Raw genomic sequence first — 17,186 nt, forward strand, 5'->3', positions numbered from 1 at the left:
GTGTCAGTGGCCGGTTAGGGTCGGGGGATGGTTCCGCTGTCTCATGCGGCGGCGTTTGTGGTTGCCGCGTTCGTCATCATCGTGATTCCGGGTCCGAATGTGCTGTTCGCTATCGGGCGGGCGCTGACCCTGGGCCGCAGGCCGGCGATTCTGTCGGTGATCGGCGCGGTGGCCGGCTCGGCCGTTCCGCTGGTCGCGGTGGCTTTCGGGCTGGGGGCGGTGTTGATGGCGTCGTCCGCGCTGTTCCTGATCGTGAAGGTCGCCGGCGCCGCCTACCTCATCCACTTGGGCGTCGTGACGATTCGGGATCGGAAGAAGTTGGTGACGGCGCTCGCGGCGGAGGTGCCGAACACCACGGGTCGGCGGGTGCTGTGGCAGGGCTTCGTTGTCGGCGCGACCAATCCCAAGACGATGGTGTTCTTCGGTGCGGTCCTGCCGCAGTTCACGGTGCCGGAGGCGGGCGCACTGCCCGCTCAGTTGCTGGTGCTCGGCGCGATCTTCCTCGTGATTCAGATGGCTTCGGACAGTGCGTGGGCGTTGCTCGCGGGCACCGTGCGGACGTGGTTCGCGCGATCTCCGCGCCGACTCGCGGCGGTCGGCAGCGTGGGTGGGGCGATGATCATCGGAGTGGGTGGCAGCGTGGCGTTCTCCGGGGCCAACTGAACGGTGCGGTGGCGTTATGGGCGGTCGTAGATTCCGTGATCGCCGATTCGTCGCCAGACCAGGATCGGCTCGCTCTCGTTCGTCTTCTCCAGGTGGAAAGTGGCCCTACCGTCCGGTGAGGTGAAATTCCACGTGAGTGAGTAGACCTCGCAGTTGCTCAGTTTGTGAATCCGCAGGCGTATCGGCCAGGGTGGTGAGCCCGCGAACGCTCCGGCGTCGATGGCCGGCAGGAAATGTGAGCGTAGGGCTTGCTGGAACATGCGTTGATGTTCAGCGGGCAGACGTCGCAAATCTCGATCGAACGATGCAAGCGTCCGGTATTTCACTCCACCGCCTCGCTGGGACCCGACGCCATGGTGTCGAGGTGCGCCAAGAACGATTCGGCGTTGTCGAAAGTGCTGTGTCGCCCAGCCTCGACATCGGCTTCGGCCTCGCGTTCAGCTGCCTGGTGGCCCTCGTTCCAGAACCAGATCTCATCGACTGGGACCGGCAATGTGGGCCGAAGCTCGATCACGCCGTCTTCGCGTTCGGTGATCTCCAGCTGCGCACCTGGCTCGTCCAGCCGGTACTTCTTCCGGAGCTCGGCAGGCAGCGCGACCGTGCCACGTCCCTGGATTGCCGCGTATCCGCGAAAATTGCCCATCGCCCCACTATCCCATTGAGCAGTAAAGCCGTCAAGCAGCAAAGCTGCTATCCCGGATGGGGTGAACTCGTGGAGCGATGCGCCCATTTCAGAGAAGATTCGGCGGATCTCGTCGAGAGTTGTCGTATCCGGGTCGGCCCGTTCGTGGTGTTGATAGAGGCAGCCGATCGGCGGCCACCGACGAAGGGAGATCGTTATGACTCAGTACCTGCTTTCCGTTGTTGTCGAGCCGAGTGTTTATGACATTCCGCAGGAGGAGGCGCAGCCGCAGTACGAGGCGACGGGAAGGTTCAACGACGAGCTCCAAGCCGAAGGGGTATGGGTGTTCGCGGGTGGGCTCGGGCGGATCGATGAGGCCACCACGGTCGACAACACCGGTGCTGATGTGGTCGTCACCGACGGGCCGTATGCCGAGACCAAGGAGTGCCTCGGCGGATTCTGGGTCGTGGAGGTACCCGACCTCGATGCCGCGCTGAAGATCGCCGCCAGGGCGTCGAAGGTCTGCGAGCAGAAGATCGAGATCAGGACGTTCGACGGCGCATGAGCGACGACACTCGCGCCCGGATCGATCGGATCTATCGCGAGGAGTACGGCCGGGTGGTCGCCTCGCTCGCCCGGCGTTTCGGCGATCTCGACATCGCCGAGGACGCCGCGGGCGAGGCCCTGCTCACAGCCATCGAACGGTGGCCGGTCGACGGCATACCGCCCAACCCGGGCGGCTGGCTGACCAAGACCGCGGGCAACCGCGCGATCGACCGGATCCGCCGGGAATCACTGCGCGACGCGAAACACCAGGCAGCCATGATCATCGACGATCACACACCGCACGAACCGACCGGACCGATCAACGACGACCGTCTCCGGCTCGTCTTCACTTGTTGCCATCCGGCATTGGCGCCGGAGGCGCGAGTCGCGCTGACACTGCGCCTGCTCGGCGGGCTCACCGTCGGCGAGATCGCTCGTGCGTTTCTCGTTGCCGAAACGACCATGGCGCAACGCATCACCCGCGCCAAGGCCAAGATCAAAGCCGCGCACATCCCGTTCCGGGTGCCCGATCGCGATGACGTCACCGATCGGCTCGGCGGTGTGCTGGCCGTCATCTACCTCATCTTCAACGAGGGGTATCTCGCAGGCGCGCAATCTGTTCGGGCCGACTTGACGGCGGAGGCGGTTCGGCTCGGCCGCATCATGCGCGATCTGCTGCCCGATGACGGCGAGGTTGCCGGGTTGCTCGCGCTGATGTTGCTCATCGACGCCCGCAGCGCGGCGCGGTTCGCGGGCGGGGAATTGGTGACGCTCGGCGAGCAGGACCGCGGCGGCTGGGACCACACCCTCATCGCCGAAGGGCACACGCTCGTACGCGAATGCCTGCGCCGGGTCGCGGCAGGCGGCGACCCACCTGGTCGCTATCAGATCATGGCGGCGATCAACGCGGTCCACACCGACGCGGCCGACTCCCGCGACACCGACTGGAACCAGATCGTCGCCCTCTACGACCAGCTCTACACCGTCACCCCGACCCCGATCGTCGCCCTCAACCGAGCCGTCGCCATCGCCGAACTCGATGGTCCGAATGTCGCGCTGGCACAGATAGACGCGCTGCCGCTCGACGGGTACCACGCTTGGCACGCCGCCCGCGCCGATCTGCTCCGCAGGTTGGGGCTCAGCGCCGAGGCGAGATCCGCCTACGACGCCGCGATCGCCGCCACGCAGAACCCAGCCGAGCGCGCATACCTGACCAGGAGGCGCGAGCATCTTGTGTAGAAGGGTCCATCCGGGGACCGGCGCGCATCGATGGCATGGACTCGCTTGGTCATCGCGGCCCGTTCGTGTTGAGGTAGAGGACAGGGCCGTCGCCGAATGCGCCCTGCTCGTTCATCGCCAGCAGGGCCGCCATGGCCTTGGCGGTATAGACGGGTTCGAGGTGCAGGTGCTCGCGGTCGGCTGACAAGGACTGGGCGCGTTCGCCTTCCGGCGTGGGGTGGCCGTAGCCGCTGCCGAGCCAGTCGGTGACGATATCGATGTCCTCGACTCGCGGGTCGAGATCGGACAGGTCCGCGCCTCGCTTACGCAGCAGTTGCGCGGTACGGCGGGCGAGCCGGGTGATCGTCGCCGGGTCCAACCGCAGCGTGTCGTTGACTACGACACCGACTGCTCGGGTCGTCAAGCCTGCCATCCGCAAACCGAGCTGCAGCCCCGCGATCGTGCCGCCGGATCCGACGGCGGTCACGAGGTGGGTGGGCTCGGGTAGCTCGCCGCGGTGCACTTGTCCGGCCAGTTCGAGCGCGGCCTCGACGTATCCGAGGACACCGACCGGCGAGGATCCACCGGGCGGCAGGTAGTAGGGCAGATGCCTTCCGCTCGTGTGTCGGGCGAACAGTATCGGCGCGGTGAGGACGGTCCGCGTCTTCGAATGCGTGAAATAGAGTGCGGCGCCGCTGTTCTCGAGTCGGCTCAGCTGGGCGCGGACGTGCTCGTCCACGGGCTGGTCGACGAGGGCGAGAGCGGTGCCGAGTCCGTGGTCGCGTGCGTACAGGGCGACGGCCAGTCCCCAGTTCGTACCCAATCCGCCGACGGTCAGGATGGTTCGGGAACCGCGCCGGTGTGCGTCGGGGAGAATCCATTCCAGCTTGCGGACTTTGTTGCCACCCCACCCGCCGTCACCGAACGCGCAGTCGTCTTTGAGCCAGACCGGCGCGCCGCCGGCAGGCAGCCCATCGAGTCGGCGGACCGGCGTCGGGCCGGAGCTCAGTCCGATATGCGGCAGGGTTTCGCGCAGGCGTGGAAAGCGTTGGTGCAGAAGCGGAGTATTCATCGGCCGGTGTCGCGGAACCAGTCGCCGATCCGTGAGCGCGGCAAATTTTCCTCCTCGGATTCGGTGCTTGCCTACCGTATCGAATCTGCTGCGCGCGGCCATCGAAATCGCCGCCGAACAAGGAGTCGCCCACGGTGCCGTGGTCGAGTGTCGCCGCTCGACGATCCGGCCGACGGCCGAGCGCTACGGCACGTGGAGGTCTGCGCCGGAGCACTGCATGGTCTGGCCCGCGGACAGGCCGGAGGTGCCTACCGCGCCGGTCAGGCGGACCGTGCCCTAGCCGGTGTTCACGTCGGAGCTGGGCATGTTGCCGCCGGCTGGATGGAGAGGGTGCCGGGGCGGTCGTCCGACGAGGTCGCCCGTGGCCGTCACGGGGATACTGTCCGCGCCGCCGAAAAGAACTTCGCCGACAGCTGTCGTATTCGGTCGGTCCTGTTCGTGGAACTGAGGAGAGGCAGCAACGGGCTGCCCACACCACATATGAGTACGACATGACCACTTCCGCTTACGTCGCGCCCGTTGTCCGCAGCAGCTCCGCCTTCTGGCGTCCGGCCGCACTGGCGGCCGTCGGCGCCGCGGCCGCGACAACGGCTGTAGCCGCCGTCGCCCACGCCGTCGGCGTTTCTCTCGCAATCGAAGGCGAACAGATCCCGCTCGCCGGATTCGCCCAGCTCACCTTGATCTTCGCCGCGATCGGCATCCTCTTCGCCGCCGCCCTGCGCAAGTGGGCCCGAAACCCTCGCGCGGTGTTCGCACGCACCACGATCACCCTGACCGCGCTGTCGCTCGTCCCCGATCTGATCGTGAACGCAGCCGCCGACACCAAGCTCACCCTGATGCTCACCCACCTCGTCGCCGCCGCGGTCGTCATCCCGGTGGTCGCCGCCCGGCTCGATGCCTAGCGCCGCCTGGTACTTCGTGAGCGGCCACAGAAAACTGGGCCACAGCGGAATCGTGTGCAGACACCCCGGGCTGTACACGATTTCCGCTGTGGATGTTCCACGAGTGTTGTTGGCTACCAGGCTGATTGGCGGGTGCTTGCCGTGGCCTTCTCGATCAGGTGTTGGAGGTGGACTTCGATTCGGTCGGACGTGGTGGGGGTTACTTCTACTCGTTCGCCTTCTTGGATCAGGTAGCGGCCGTCGTCGGTGTAGTCGACCAGTTGGAGAGTGGTGCCGCCTTCTTGCCAGCCGTCCAGGGCTGGGCCGGTGGCTACGCGGAATTCCGCGTAGGTGGTGAAGGGGCGTTTGAGGAATTTGAGGGCTTGTTCGGCGGGGGTGCGGTGGCGGGCGTAGGGGTCGGGGGTGGTGGTGAAGTCGTCGCGGTGGACGTTGAAACCGCCGGTGGTGCCCGCGGGGGTTTTCGGGAGGATGGCCAGCAGGCGGGAGACGATGGCGTGGGCCGGACGCAGCGAGATCAGGATGTTGCCGCCCTGGCCGTATTCGGGACCGGGGAGCTGGGCGGCGACCACGCCGTTGCTCGCCTCGGTGGTCGCGCAGGCGCGGACCATCCGGGTGCGGCCGTCGAAGCGGTGCCCGAACAGCTCCACCCGGATTTCGGGGTGCGCGAGGGCGTGTAAGGCGTGGTACAGCGATTCGTCGGTGCCCATTTTGGCGATCAGCGAGTCCGCCGCACGACGGCATTCCCGGTCGAACTCGACCTGCGTTTCGACACCTGCCGTGAACGTGAGGGGCCAGGGCATGCGGTCGCGGCCGAGCGTTTCCCAGGCGACCCAGAATTCGAACGGGGTCAGTTCCCAGGTGTCGGTCATGCGTCGCCGCCGATCACCGGCGGGACGTGCAGGCGTTCGGGGCCGAGCAGTTCTTCGTGGACGCCGCGCAAGTAGTCGGGAGCCTGGTGCTCGTTCTCGTCGTCCTTGCCGCCGCCGCGCGCACCGGGGGCGCCCATTCCGCCCATGCCGGACATGCCCGAGCGACCCGACGACGCACCGGAACCCGCGCCCGCTCCCGCACCGGCGCCCTGCTTCTGACCGGCGGTCCCGGGGACAGCCGCGCCGGGCGTGCCCGCACCTGCTCCGGCACCGGCGCCCGCGCCTGCTCCGCCGCCGGAGCCGAGTCCGCCGGGGGACGTGCCGGCCGGGGTCGTGCCCGGGCTGGTGCCTGACGGGGTAGTGGCGGTGGGGGTTTCCGGCGTTGTCGTGGCGGCGGTGGTCTCGTCGCCGGTCGTGTCGTCAGTGGTGGTGTCGTCGGTGGTGTCGTCGTCACCGGTGTCGGTGGTGGTGGGGGTTTCCGGCTCCGTGGTGGAGGGGGTGGTGTCGTCGGTGCTCGGCTTGGTGGTGGTGCCGGTGGGCTTGTCGGTGGTGGTGCCAGTCGGCTTGTCCTTGGTGGTGTCGCCGGTGGGCTTGTCGGACTGGGGTTTCGATGGCTCGGGGACCTTCGGGACCTGGGTGTCGGACTGTTGCGCGACTGGCTTGTAAACGGTCTCCATCACCTGGCGCGCCGCGGCTTGGGCGGCATCGGAGCGGCCCGCGCTGGTGCTGTCCATGACGAAGCTGGTTACGGTGCCGAGCCCGGGCGCGACCGCGTTAGAGAGCGTGGTGGCGACCAATCCCGCGACGGTGCTGCTCTGTTGGTCGGACTCGTGCGGTACCGAATACTTCACCTGATTGAAGCCGGAGTAAGCCTCTTCCATCTTGTTGCCGATCAGGGATGCGGCCTGGTCGACCTTGTGCACGTCGGCGAGATAGCTCTTTGTGCTCGCCAGCGCTTGGCTCGCCGCGCTTCCCGACCAGCCCCGTTCCATTTCCTTCTGGATATTGTCGTGGAAGGTAGTGGCTTTCGTCGTGGTGTCCGTGGCCAATTGCCGCCAGGCCTGAACGCTGCTGTTCATCGTCTCAGGTTTGATTGACTCGACAAATTTCATGATATCCGAATGGCTCATGGTGACGAACGGTTCCATGACGGGTGGCACGACCTGCTGCGTGAACTCGCCAGAAAAGCCGCTGGCGAGACTCGAATTCTCGGCGTATATGCGGGACCGTGCGCTGTCGCCAGCGGCCTGGGCGTCTAGCTCGGACTGTGTGGCGGAGACATCGGAATCGAACAGCGAGCCGATTCGATCGCTAATTCTGGAGGGGCTCGATGCTGTCAATGCAACGCTGCCCAGTTTGCTCATGAAATCTGAAAAAGTCATTTATCCCCCCGGACTCAATCTAGTTTGTTAGTCTGTTGCTTAATGGCCAGCTGGGTAGCCTCATCGCAGTCCTTGTATGCGGCACCAGCTTTGCGGTACATGTCGGCCATATTGGTTAAGATCTCTATGTGCTTCGCGGCGGCGTCTGTGTAGGAGCCATTGCCCTGGCCGTTCGCGAGGTCAGCAAACTTCGTTCCGAGTGCCTTCGCGGAGTTCAAGCTACCGAATGAGTCGACCAAGACCATGTCTTGAGTTCGTCGCGAAAGGGTTCGCAGTTCGGAGATGTAGTCGTCGCACTGCTTGGCACATCGTTCGGCGGCGTAGAATTCTATGATAAGCCGACCCGCAGCAGCTTCTCCTGCTAGAGTTTGGAACTCTTTTGCAATTTCGTTTGTATCTGCCATCGTTTGAGTCTTTCTGATCAGCGGTCCGCTACTGGGGCAGGATGGTCACAAAATGTGGCGCGGCATCGTTGGCCAGCTGGCAAGGATCTGTCGATGCCTTGTTGTCTACGAACTTGCTCGCCTGCAATGTGATCGTTCCCTGTGCGCTTTCAAAAGCTATTCCGCACTGATCTGGCGGGGTCTTTGTTCCGAGAAGGTACTGGGTAGCCTTCCTATCGCCGATAGAGACATCTTTGAAGTCATGGAGGTAGTCGTTCGCACGAAACTCCTTCATGGTTTTAGTTGTCGTGAAGAGGGAGATGAAGTAGCCATTGGCGGTCCAGGCACACCCCTTCCAATCTGCTCGCGGCACCGAGAAGGGGTTGTCGTCCTTCGTTGCAGGATCGGCCCCCGCCGCCTGCAGCACCCTGTCCGACACCGTGCACGGATCGAACAGCTGCTCCTTGGTCAGCGGAGTCCCGCTGGCCTCGGGCTGCCCGTCGACCGCAGTGGAACATCCGGCGAGCGCCACTACAGCGCACACCCCGGCGGCAAAGCCAACCAGTCGCATCGTCTCTCCTCTTTCGCACACAACGACCACTCGATGTCTTAGACGCGCGCCCGGTCGTTTCGGTTCCATCCAGGGCAGAACTCAGGCTGGGACGTTTGCTCCGTGGCCGAGGTCGCGGAGGGCAGCCTTGATCTTGGTCTGGGCTTCGTCGAGGGATTCGGGGGTGGGGTCGGTGTTCGCGCCCGAGATGTCGAAGTCGCCCATGGTGTAGGCGGGGAAGACGTGGGTGTGCAGGTGGGGGACCTCGAGGCCGGCGATGAGCAGGCCGGCGCGGGGGGCGTCGAAGGCGACGCGGACCGCCTGGCCGATCTTCTGGGCGACGCCCATCATCCGAGCCATCACGGCGGGATCCACGTCTTGCCACTGGTCGATCTCCGCGCGCGGGACGACGAGGGTGTGGCCCTGGGTGACGGGGCCGATGGTGAGGAAGCCGACGAACTCGTCGTCTTCCCAGACGAAGCGGCCGGGGATCTGACCTGCGATGATCGCGCTGAAAACGGATGCCATACCGGTGAGCGTAGCTAGATCGACACGAAATGCGACAGGATGCCCTGCACCTCGTAGATGTCGACCTGACGGGTGAAACGCTGCTTGACCGGCTCGTCGCCGCTGCCGATCCAGATGTAGAGCTCGGCGTCGAGGTCGAAGGTGCCCGCGGTTTCGACGGTGAAGTGGCTGATCGAACGGTAGGGGATGCTGTGGTAGCTGACCTTGCGGCCGGTGACGCCCTGTTTGTCGACCATGATCAGGCGGCGATTGGTGAACAGCATCGCGTCGCGGACCAGGATGAACGCGGCATACACCTGCTCGCCCTGCCCGAACAGCTTCGCGTATTCCTGCTGGGCGGCGGCCGGATCTATACGACCGGCATTGCCCATCATCCCATCGAGCAGGCCCATGGCTTTCCCCCGTTTCAGTGGCGGCTGCCGCGCCGCCCCTGGTCCCATTGTGGCGCAAGTGAAGCCGGGCCGGGAGATGGTTGCGCCGCTCAGCGCGGTCGGCCCTATCGCGGAGACCGAGGACGGCGCGACTAATCTATGGCCGTGCGCGTACTCGTCATCGGTTCCGGAGCCCGTGAACATGCCCTCGTCCTGGCGTTGCGCCGGGATCCGTCCGTGACGGCGGTGATCGCCGCCCCGGGCAACCCCGGCATCGGCCAGCACGCCGAGCTACGTCCGGTCGATCCCTGCTCCGCCGACGACGTCGCCGCGCTGGCCGGCGAAGTGGCCGCCGACCTGGTAGTGATCGGCCCCGAGGTGCCGCTGGTCCTCGGCGTCGCCGACGTCGTGCGCGCGGCCGGGTTCCCGGTGTTCGGCCCGTCGGCCGACGCGGCGCGGATCGAAGGGTCGAAGGCGTTCGCCAAAGATGTGATGGCGGTGGCCGGGGTGCGGACCGCGCACAGCGAGATCGTCGACACTCCGGCCGAGCTGGACGCGGCGCTCGACCGCTTCGGCCCGACCTGGGTGGTCAAGGACGACGGGCTCGCCGCGGGCAAGGGCGTGGTGGTGACCGCCGACCGGCGCGCGGCCCGCGATCACGGCGCCGAACTGCTGGAGCAGGGACATCCGGTGCTGCTGGAGTCGTTCCTCGACGGGCCGGAGGTGTCGCTGTTCTGCCTGGTCGACGGTGAGACCGTGATTCCGCTGTTGCCCGCGCAGGACCACAAGCGGGTCGGCGACGGCGATTCCGGCCCGAACACCGGCGGTATGGGCGCCTACACGCCGCTGCCGTGGCTTCCCGCGGAGACGCTGAACGAGATCGTCGACGACGTGGTGAAGCCCGTCGCCGCCGAGCTCGTCGCGCGGGGCAGCTCGTTCTCGGGCCTGCTGTACGCGGGTCTGGCGATCGGTACGAACGGTCCGGCTGTCGTCGAATTCAATTGCCGCTTCGGCGATCCCGAGACCCAAGCCGTGCTCGCGCTGCTGGACAGCCCGTTCGCCGAACTGCTGCACGCCACCGCGACCGGGCGCCTCGCCGAGGTCGACGCACCGCGCTGGAAGGACGGTTCCGCGATCACTGTCGTGCTCGCCGCCGAGAACTACCCGGCGCGACCGCGCACCGGCGATGTGATCACCGGCGCCGATGACGGCGCGCTGGAGGGCGAAACGCTGGTGCTGCACGCCGGTACGGATCAGCGCGAGGACAAGGCGCTGGTGTCGGCGGGCGGGCGTGTGCTGAATGTGGTCGGTGTCGGTGCGGATCTCGCGCAGGCGCGGGAGCGGGCCTATGCGCGACTCGCGGGAATCAAGCTCCCCGGCAGCCACTTCCGGACCGATATCGGTGCCACCGAAGTTGTTGTTCCGGAACGTAACAGCGTCGCAGGGTAATCGCGCGATCGGTGATCAGCGGTGCGCGACCGCTGATCACGATCGAGCGGGAAACGGTGGCCGAGGAACGTCGCGCGGCTGCGCCGATCAGGCGGTGAGGTCGAGGACCTGGGCGTTCGGGGCATTCGTCTGAATGGAGGCGATTCCCTTCTTGGCGCCTTCCTTGCTTTCGTACCCCTGACTTTCGAGGACGATTTCGCCGTTTCCGGCCTTCAGGTGGAAACGGAACTTCCCCGCCTTGTCCTTGAATACCTCGAACTTGCCTGCCATGGTTGCCTCGCTTCGGTTCGGAGGAAAACACTCGACAGGTTTCACATTAACGTTCTCGTGATGTCGATGGTCTCGACGTGATGTCAATCGAGACGCAATCCATGCATCGCGAGCCAGGCCTGCGGATCCACATGCTGACCGTTTTGCACGATTTCGAAATGCAGGTGCGGGCCGGTGGAATCGCCGCGATTGCCGATGCGCGCGATCTGCATTCCGGCGGGGACGCGCTCGCCCTGGGAGACGAAGAAGTCGTACATGTGACCGTAGATGCTGATGGTGCCGTCGTCGTGGCGGATACGGACCCACAGGCCGAAACCCTGCGCCGGACCCGCTTCCACCACCGTGCCGTCGGCGACGGCGTAGATGGGGCTGCCGATGGGGCCCGCGATGTCGATGCCGCGGTGCATGGTGCCCCAGCGGGAGCCGAAACCGGAGGTGAACGCGCCTTTGGCGGGCAGGCTGAACCCGCCGACGGACGGGGTCGAGCCGGGCATCATCGCACCGGGGACCACCGGGGCACGCTGGCCCATCCAGTCCTGCCATTCACCCGATGCCGCGGCCGCCGCCTCCGCCTTCGCGCGTTCGAGGGTGGCGCGGGCCGCCGCGGCGACCACGTGCGCTTCGCGGCGCTTCTCACCTGCGGCGATGGCATCGAGCATGGGGGTCACCGACTGGGGGTTGGGCAGGAGTTGCGGGGGATAGGCGATGGCCACGTGGAGTGCTTCGCCGGGGGCGAGCGGTCGCTCGTCGACGGCGCCGCCGAACTGTCCGTCGGCCGCCACGAACACCGCGACCGCGAGCACGCCGGCGATGAGCACGCGCCGTTCGAGCAGGACCGCACGCACCCGCTCTCGACTGGGCCTGCGCGCCCACATCCCTTCGGCCTGCGCCTTGGGCCGACGCCAGAAAACCTTGCGCACCTCACCGCTACGCAGCTCGCCCGCGATATCGGCGACCACCGGATACCGCGCGGCCCACTCGGCCATCCGATCGCGCGCCGCGACCTTCGACGGCAACTGCTCACGCCAATTCGCCTGCAAGATACGGCCGTTGACGCTGACGGCCCGACGCTTCGCGGTGTCAGCGGATCGCGCCGATTCGACGGGGTCTTGTCGCGAGCTGTCGACGGCGGGCTGTCCGGATTCGGGGTCCACGCTCTGCTCGGGGGTGCTCGCCCGCACGTCCCGTGCTGTCCCTGTCCGCTTCATCCCGCCCCCGCGCCCCGGCCCCGACGTGACCACAGGGGTCGCGTCGGTGGCTGCGTATTCGCTGTCGGAGCCATTGTGCCGACCATATCTGTGAACGCCCGCAATCGGGTGCTCTACCGTCTCTCGGGTGTCCAGAGAATCGCGCCGGTCGGCCATTGCCCCTTTCTACGTCATGGATGTGTGGAAAGCGGCCGCTGAACGCGCCAGGTCGCACGGCGATGTGCTGGTGCTCGCGGCGGGACAGCCGTCCACGCAGGCGCCCGCGCCGGTGCTGCGAGCCACCAGGGCGGCGATCGATCACGAATTGCTGGGCTACACCGAGACATTCGGCATCCTGCCGCTGCGCGAGGCCATCGCGGGGCATCACAGCGAGACCTACGGCTATGACGTGCACCCGGACGAGGTGGTGGTGACGACCGGCTCGTCGGGCGCGTTCACGCTGATCTTCCTGGCCGCCTTCGACGCGGGCGACACCGTGGTGGTGGCCCGCCCCGGCTATCCCGCCTACCGCAACACGCTGTCCGCGCTCGGCTGTGAGGTCGTCGAACTGGACTGCGGCCCGCAGACCAGATTCCAGCCGACCGTGGCGATGCTCGAGGCCCTGCCCGAACCGCCCGCCGGTCTGGTGGTGGCCAGTCCGGCCAACCCGACCGGCACCATGATCGACCCCGCCGAACTCGCCGCGCTGGCCCGCTGGTGCGAACAGCACGGCACGCTGCTGATCTCCGACGAGATCTATCACGGCATCACCTACGCGGGCGCGAGCACGCCGACCGCCTCGGCGTGGGAGTTCTCCCGCGAATCGGTGGTGATCGGTTCGGTGTCGAAGTACTTCTCGATGACCGGCTGGCGGCTGGGCTGGATGCTGGCCCCGGCCGATCTGCGCCCGGCGCTGCAACGGCTGGCGTCGAATATGACGGTGTGCCCGCCCGCCATCTCCCAGTACGCGGCCGTGCACGCTTTCGGGCCGGAAGCCAAGGATGAGCTGGACGGGCATGTGCGCCGGTACGCGCGCAACCGAGCGCTGCTCCTGGAGGGTCTGCCCGCGATCGGAATCACCGATCTCGCGCCCGCCGACGGCGCCTTCTACGCCTACGCCGATATTGGTCATCTGACCGATAATTCTCTCGCCTGGTGCGCCGAGGTGCTCACCGAAACCGGTGTCGCGCTGGCGCCCGGACTGGATTTCGACACCACAAATGGAAACCACACGGTCCGTTTTTCCTTCGCGGGTGCCACCGATGACATCGCCGCAGCACTGGAGCGTCTGGGACGGTTCCTGAAGGGCTGATCTGGACACTTGTCAACAGTGATGTGCGACAACAACTTTGCGTAGTACGAACACATCCGTGCCGGGATACGGTAAAACTCAGTTATCCCGAATTCCCAGTGTTTCCCCGATGACGATTGCGCACGGTTGAACTGATGATGACTGGCACGTTGGCACGGTGACCACCGCAACGACCCCGAAAGGCGAACGACGTCGGCAGGCTCTGGTGGCGGCGGCGGCTGAGCTGTTGCTCGAAGGCGGCTTCGACGCCGTGCGACATCGTTCGGTGGCCTCGCGAGCCGATCTTCCACTCGCGTCGACCACCTACTACTTCGAATCGCTGGAAGATCTGATCGCCCGCGCCGTCGAATTCAGCGGCGCGATCGAACTCGACGCGATGCGCCGCCGGGTCGGTGAGGTCAGTCATCGCAGGCGCGGCACCGAGGCGACGGTCGAGCTCGTGCTCGACGTGCTCGTCGGCCCCGACGATGGCGACCTCGACGCGCGCGGCCAGTTGATCGCCCGCTACGAGCGTTCCGTGGCGTCGGCTCGTCACCCCGAGTTACGTGAGGTCCAGCTCCGACTACGCACCCAGCTCGAAGAACTGCTCGCCGACGTGCTGCGCCGCTCCGACCGAGTGGTGCGCCCCGAGCAGTTACGCAGGCTGGTGGCCGTCGTCGACGGTGCGGTGGTCGCCGCGCTGATCGAAGGCCATCCCGAACCCCGCCGACCCGCCAGGGCCGGTCTGCTCGAAATGATCGACATCGTCGCCCCGCCCGTGGTCCCGAACATGATGCCCCAGCAGGCCGAACGGGTGCGGCAATTAGACTGAGTGCTCGTGAGCCTCGTCCCGAATGTCCTCGCCACCCGATACGCCAGCCCGGAGCTCGTCGCGCTCTGGTCGCCCGAGAACAAGATCGTGCTCGAGCGCCGGCTGTGGCTGGAGGTGCTGCGTGCGCAGGCCGAACTCGGAATCGATGTCCCCACAGGGGTTGTCGATGATTATGAACGCGTCATCGACCACGTCGACCTGGCCTCGATCGCCGAGCGTGAGCGGGTCACCCGCCACGACGTGAAGGCGCGGATCGAGGAATTCAACGCGCTCGCCGGGCACGAACACGTGCACAAGGGCATGACCAGCCGCGACCTCACCGAGAACGTCGAGCAGCTGCAGATCCGGCTCTCGCTCGAGCACGTGTACAAGCACGGCATCGCCATCGCGGCGCGCCTGGCCGAGCGGGCCGCCGAGTACCAGACCCTGGTGATGGCCGGGCGCTCGCACAACGTCGCCGCGCAGGCCACCACGCTGGGCAAGCGCTTCGCCTCCGCCGCCGACGAGATGCTGGTCGGGCTGGCGCGCGTGCGCGAGTTGATCGACCGCTACCCGCTGCGCGGGATCAAGGGCCCGATGGGCACCGCCCAGGACATGCTCGACCTGCTCGACGGTGACGCGAACAAGCTCGCCGCCCTCGAACAGCAGGTGGCCACCCACCTCGGCTTCGCGAACGTGTTCACCAGCGTGGGTCAGGTGTACCCGCGCTCGCTCGATCACGACGTGCTGTCCGCGCTGGTGCAGCTGGGCGCGGGGCCGTCCTCGTTCGCGCACACGATTCGGCTGATGGCCGGTCATGAGCTGGTCACCGAGGGGTTCCAGCCGGGCCAGGTCGGCTCGTCGGCGATGCCGCACAAGATGAACACGCGCTCGTGCGAGCGGGTGAACGGCCTGCAGGTGATCCTGCGCGGCTACGGCTCGATGGCCGCCGAGCTGGCGGGCGCCCAGTGGAACGAGGGTGACGTGTTCTGCTCGGTGGTGCGCCGCGTCGCGCTGCCCGACGCGTTCTTCGCCATCGACGGGCAGATGGAGACCTTCCTGACCGTGCTCGCCGAGTTCGGCGCCTACCCGGCGGTGGTCTCGCGTGAGCTGGACCGGTACCTGCCGTTCCTGGCGACCACCCGCATCCTGATGGCGGCGGTGCGCGCGGGCGTGGGCCGCGAGACCGCGCACGAGGTCATCAAGGAGCACGCCGTGGCGGTGGCGCTGGCCATGCGCGAGCAGGGCCGCGAACCCGATCTGCTGGATCGTCTCGCCGCCGATGCGCGGATGCCGCTCGACCGCGCCGGACTCGACGCGGCGCTGGCCGACAAGGCGGCGTTCATCGGCGCGGCATCGGACCAGGTCGCCGAGGTCGTCGCGCAGGTGCAGAAGCTGGTCGAGGCGAATCCGGACGCCGCGCGCTACACGCCGTCGCCGATTCTGTAGACCTGTGCTTCGGTAGACCTGTGCGAATCAGCCCGCCACTGCCGCCTTTTCGGCGCCGGTGGCGGGCTTTCGTGCGTCGAGGTCGATACCGTGGTCGGGTGAATCCGTACACGATCTTCGCCGACATCATCGCCGGGGCCGCCCCGTCCTCGAAGGTGTACGAGGACGACGAAGTCCTCGCCTTCATGGATATTCGTCCTGTGACGCCGGGGCATGTGCTCGTGGTGCCCAAAGTGCCCGCACCGAGTCTGGCCGATCTCGATCCCGCGTTGGGCGGCAAGCTCTTTCAGGTCGGGCAGCGGATCGCCGCCGCCCTGCGCAGCAGTGAGGTGGCAGCCGACGGGGTGAATTTCTTTCTCGCCGACGGGGTTACGGCGGGGCAGGAGGTCTTCCATGTGCACCTGCACGTGATCCCGCGAACGCCCGGTGACGGTTTCGGCCTGCGTGCCCGGCCGACGTCACCCGCGCGGGCGGATCTCGACTATCTGGCCGGTTCGATCCGGGGCGCCCTCACCCGCTGACCCGAATTCCGGGCGAAGCGGTCATCGCAAACCGGAGAGTTTGCTGAAGAAACGCCCGATACGCCGAATGCTTCCGATTCGTTCACCTGTGGGTTACTTTGGACTGTCATTGGCATGCGGTTATGGAGGGTAGATCGTGCGTCGTACAGGTGTTGCTGCTGCAGTGCTGGCTCTCGCTCTCGGTGTAATCGGACCGGCGGTGGTTCACCCCACGACGGCGTCCGCCGCGCAGATCATCGGAGTCAACGAACTGACTCCGCACCGGACGGCGATCACCGTCACCTCGCCCGCGATGGGCCGCAACGTCGATCTCCAGGTCCTGCACCCCGCGGGCGGTGGCTCGCGAGGCACGTACTACCTGCTCGACGGACTCGACCCCGGCATCGGCCAGAGCACCTGGACCAACGCCACCGACGCCGAAGCCTTCTTCCGCGACAAGAACGTCAACGTGGTGCTGCCGATGGGCGGGCAGGCCAGCTACTACACCGACTGGATCGCCGATGATCCGCGTTTCGGCCGGTACAAGTGGGAAACGTTCCTCACCCAGGAACTGCCCGGCCTGATCGACGGTCAGTTCAACGGCAACGGCTCGAACGGCATCGGCGGACTGTCGATGGGCGGCAACGCGGCCTACATCCTGGCCGCCCGCCACCCCGGCCTCTACCGGGCCGTAGCCGGTTACAGCGCCTGCCCGGACATCGCGATGGCGGCGGGCGCGATGATGTTCTCCATCGTCAACCGGGGCGGCAATCCCGGCAACATGTGGGGCGCGCCCGGCAGCCCCGAGTGGGCGGCCCATGATCCGGCCCTGATGATCGATGGGCTGCGCGGCAAGGCGCTGTACATGTCGACCGGCACCGGCATCCCCGGACCGCACGAGGCCGAACTCAAGCCCACCCTGGCCGAGAACATCTTCCTCGGCGGACCCATCGAGCTCGGCGTCAACACCTGCATGGTGGCCTTCGACCAGCGCCTGCGCGCCGCGGGCATCGGCGCCAGGATCGACTACCACCCGGTGGGCACGCACTCCTGGTCCTACTGGCAGGACGCCCTGCACGCTTCCTGGCCGGTGATCGGACCCGCGCTCGGGGCCTGAGAGTCT

At 66.7% G+C, this 17,186-nt stretch carries 20 protein-coding genes; 10 read left to right on the top strand and 10 right to left on the bottom strand.

The genetic code is table 11. The features are described 5' to 3' along the window. The first annotated feature begins 27 nt into the window (after nt 1–27). Entirely contained in the window at nt 28–663 is a 636-nt protein-coding gene (locus tag ACFVJ5_RS12520; RefSeq protein WP_379220093.1) for a LysE family translocator, read from the top strand. A gap of 322 nt (nt 664–985) precedes the next feature. Here ACFVJ5_RS12520 and ACFVJ5_RS12525 read toward each other — a convergent pair whose 3' ends face one another. Further along, entirely contained in the window at nt 986–1,393 is a 408-nt protein-coding gene (locus ACFVJ5_RS12525; RefSeq protein ID WP_379220094.1) for an AbrB/MazE/SpoVT family DNA-binding domain-containing protein, read from the bottom strand. A 109-nt stretch (nt 1,394–1,502) separates the two neighbouring features. On the opposite strand from ACFVJ5_RS12525, the gene ACFVJ5_RS12530 reads away from it, so the two are divergent. Both ACFVJ5_RS12530 and ACFVJ5_RS12535 read left to right on the top strand, forming a co-directional pair. Beyond that, the gene (locus ACFVJ5_RS12530) at nt 1,503–1,850 is read left to right on the top strand and encodes a YciI family protein (RefSeq protein WP_378631709.1); all 348 of its coding nucleotides are present in this window, start codon (nt 1,503–1,505) and stop codon (nt 1,848–1,850) included. Further along, nucleotides 1,847–3,070, top strand: a complete 1,224-nt coding sequence (locus ACFVJ5_RS12535) for an RNA polymerase sigma factor (RefSeq protein ID WP_379220095.1) — start codon at nt 1,847–1,849, stop codon at nt 3,068–3,070. Before ACFVJ5_RS12530 ends, ACFVJ5_RS12535 begins: the two co-directional genes overlap by 4 nt. Before the next feature lie 49 nt (nt 3,071–3,119). On the opposite strand, the gene ACFVJ5_RS12540 is transcribed toward ACFVJ5_RS12535, so the two are convergent. Next, the gene (locus ACFVJ5_RS12540) at nt 3,120–4,121 is read right to left on the bottom strand and encodes a 1-aminocyclopropane-1-carboxylate deaminase/D-cysteine desulfhydrase (RefSeq protein WP_379220096.1); all 1,002 of its coding nucleotides are present in this window, start codon (nt 4,119–4,121) and stop codon (nt 3,120–3,122) included. A gap of 491 nt (nt 4,122–4,612) precedes the next feature. Here ACFVJ5_RS12540 and ACFVJ5_RS12545 point away from each other — a divergent pair, with 491 nt between their 5' ends. Continuing rightward, nucleotides 4,613–5,023, top strand: a complete 411-nt coding sequence (locus ACFVJ5_RS12545; RefSeq protein ID WP_379220097.1) for a DUF6069 family protein — start codon at nt 4,613–4,615, stop codon at nt 5,021–5,023. Between the two features lie 113 nt (nt 5,024–5,136). Here ACFVJ5_RS12545 and ACFVJ5_RS12550 read toward each other — a convergent pair whose 3' ends face one another. From ACFVJ5_RS12550 to ACFVJ5_RS12575, 6 genes are all read right to left on the bottom strand, one after another. Further along, a complete protein-coding gene (locus ACFVJ5_RS12550) occupies nt 5,137–5,892 on the bottom strand; it encodes an ESX secretion-associated protein EspG (RefSeq protein ID WP_379220098.1) in 756 nt (251 codons plus the stop codon). Continuing rightward, on the bottom strand, nt 5,889–6,971 hold the full coding sequence (locus ACFVJ5_RS12555; protein ID WP_379220099.1) for a hypothetical protein: 1,083 nt from the start codon (nt 6,969–6,971) through the stop codon (nt 5,889–5,891). The genes ACFVJ5_RS12550 and ACFVJ5_RS12555 overlap by 4 nt, the downstream gene beginning before the upstream one ends. A 317-nt stretch (nt 6,972–7,288) precedes the next feature. Next, nucleotides 7,289–7,678, bottom strand: a complete 390-nt coding sequence (locus tag ACFVJ5_RS12560; protein ID WP_379220100.1) for a hypothetical protein — start codon at nt 7,676–7,678, stop codon at nt 7,289–7,291. A gap of 28 nt (nt 7,679–7,706) precedes the next feature. Then, entirely contained in the window at nt 7,707–8,228 is a 522-nt protein-coding gene (locus ACFVJ5_RS12565) for a DUF3558 domain-containing protein (protein ID WP_379220101.1), read from the bottom strand. Between the two features lie 81 nt (nt 8,229–8,309). Further along, nucleotides 8,310–8,735, bottom strand: coding sequence for an HIT family protein (locus ACFVJ5_RS12570; RefSeq protein WP_101464615.1), 426 nt, complete (start codon nt 8,733–8,735; stop codon nt 8,310–8,312). A 14-nt stretch (nt 8,736–8,749) separates the two neighbouring features. Then, nucleotides 8,750–9,127 (bottom strand): PH domain-containing protein, encoded by a 378-nt coding sequence (locus ACFVJ5_RS12575; RefSeq protein ID WP_379220102.1) that lies wholly within the window; start codon nt 9,125–9,127, stop codon nt 8,750–8,752. Nucleotides 9,128–9,271: 144 nt separating this feature from the next. On the opposite strand from ACFVJ5_RS12575, the gene purD reads away from it, so the two are divergent. After that, complete coding sequence (gene purD, locus ACFVJ5_RS12580; RefSeq protein ID WP_379220103.1) at nt 9,272–10,555, top strand: phosphoribosylamine--glycine ligase; 1,284 nt, start codon at nt 9,272–9,274, stop codon at nt 10,553–10,555. A gap of 87 nt (nt 10,556–10,642) precedes the next feature. Here purD and ACFVJ5_RS12585 read toward each other — a convergent pair whose 3' ends face one another. Beyond that, nucleotides 10,643–10,825 carry a YegP family protein gene (locus ACFVJ5_RS12585; RefSeq protein ID WP_194825705.1) on the bottom strand — a complete coding sequence of 61 codons (183 nt, stop codon included), beginning with the start codon at nt 10,823–10,825 and terminating at the stop codon, nt 10,643–10,645. 83 nt (nt 10,826–10,908) lie between these two features. Beyond that, nucleotides 10,909–12,033 (bottom strand): M23 family metallopeptidase, encoded by a 1,125-nt coding sequence (locus ACFVJ5_RS12590; RefSeq protein ID WP_379220104.1) that lies wholly within the window; start codon nt 12,031–12,033, stop codon nt 10,909–10,911. Nucleotides 12,034–12,160: 127 nt separating this feature from the next. Between ACFVJ5_RS12590 and ACFVJ5_RS12595 the strand changes: the two genes are divergently transcribed. From ACFVJ5_RS12595 to ACFVJ5_RS12615, 5 genes are all read left to right on the top strand, one after another. Beyond that, nucleotides 12,161–13,324, top strand: coding sequence for a pyridoxal phosphate-dependent aminotransferase (locus ACFVJ5_RS12595; RefSeq protein ID WP_379220105.1), 1,164 nt, complete (start codon nt 12,161–12,163; stop codon nt 13,322–13,324). A 157-nt stretch (nt 13,325–13,481) separates the two neighbouring features. Next, nucleotides 13,482–14,135: a TetR/AcrR family transcriptional regulator gene (locus ACFVJ5_RS12600; RefSeq protein ID WP_378631736.1), complete on the top strand. Its 654-nt coding sequence runs from the start codon at nt 13,482–13,484 to the stop codon at nt 14,133–14,135. 6 nt (nt 14,136–14,141) lie between these two features. Continuing rightward, nucleotides 14,142–15,563 carry an adenylosuccinate lyase gene (gene purB, locus ACFVJ5_RS12605; protein WP_379220106.1) on the top strand — a complete coding sequence of 474 codons (1,422 nt, stop codon included), beginning with the start codon at nt 14,142–14,144 and terminating at the stop codon, nt 15,561–15,563. Nucleotides 15,564–15,661: 98 nt separating this feature from the next. Further along, nucleotides 15,662–16,084, top strand: coding sequence for an HIT family protein (locus tag ACFVJ5_RS12610; RefSeq protein ID WP_378631740.1), 423 nt, complete (start codon nt 15,662–15,664; stop codon nt 16,082–16,084). 163 nt (nt 16,085–16,247) lie between these two features. After that, complete coding sequence (locus ACFVJ5_RS12615) at nt 16,248–17,180, top strand: alpha/beta hydrolase (protein ID WP_379220626.1); 933 nt, start codon at nt 16,248–16,250, stop codon at nt 17,178–17,180. Nucleotides 17,181–17,186: the final 6 nt, after the last annotated feature.

Origin of the sequence: Nocardia sp. NPDC127606 (assembly GCF_042671725.1) — a bacterium.
GTDB lineage: Bacteria > Actinomycetota > Actinomycetes > Mycobacteriales > Mycobacteriaceae > Nocardia.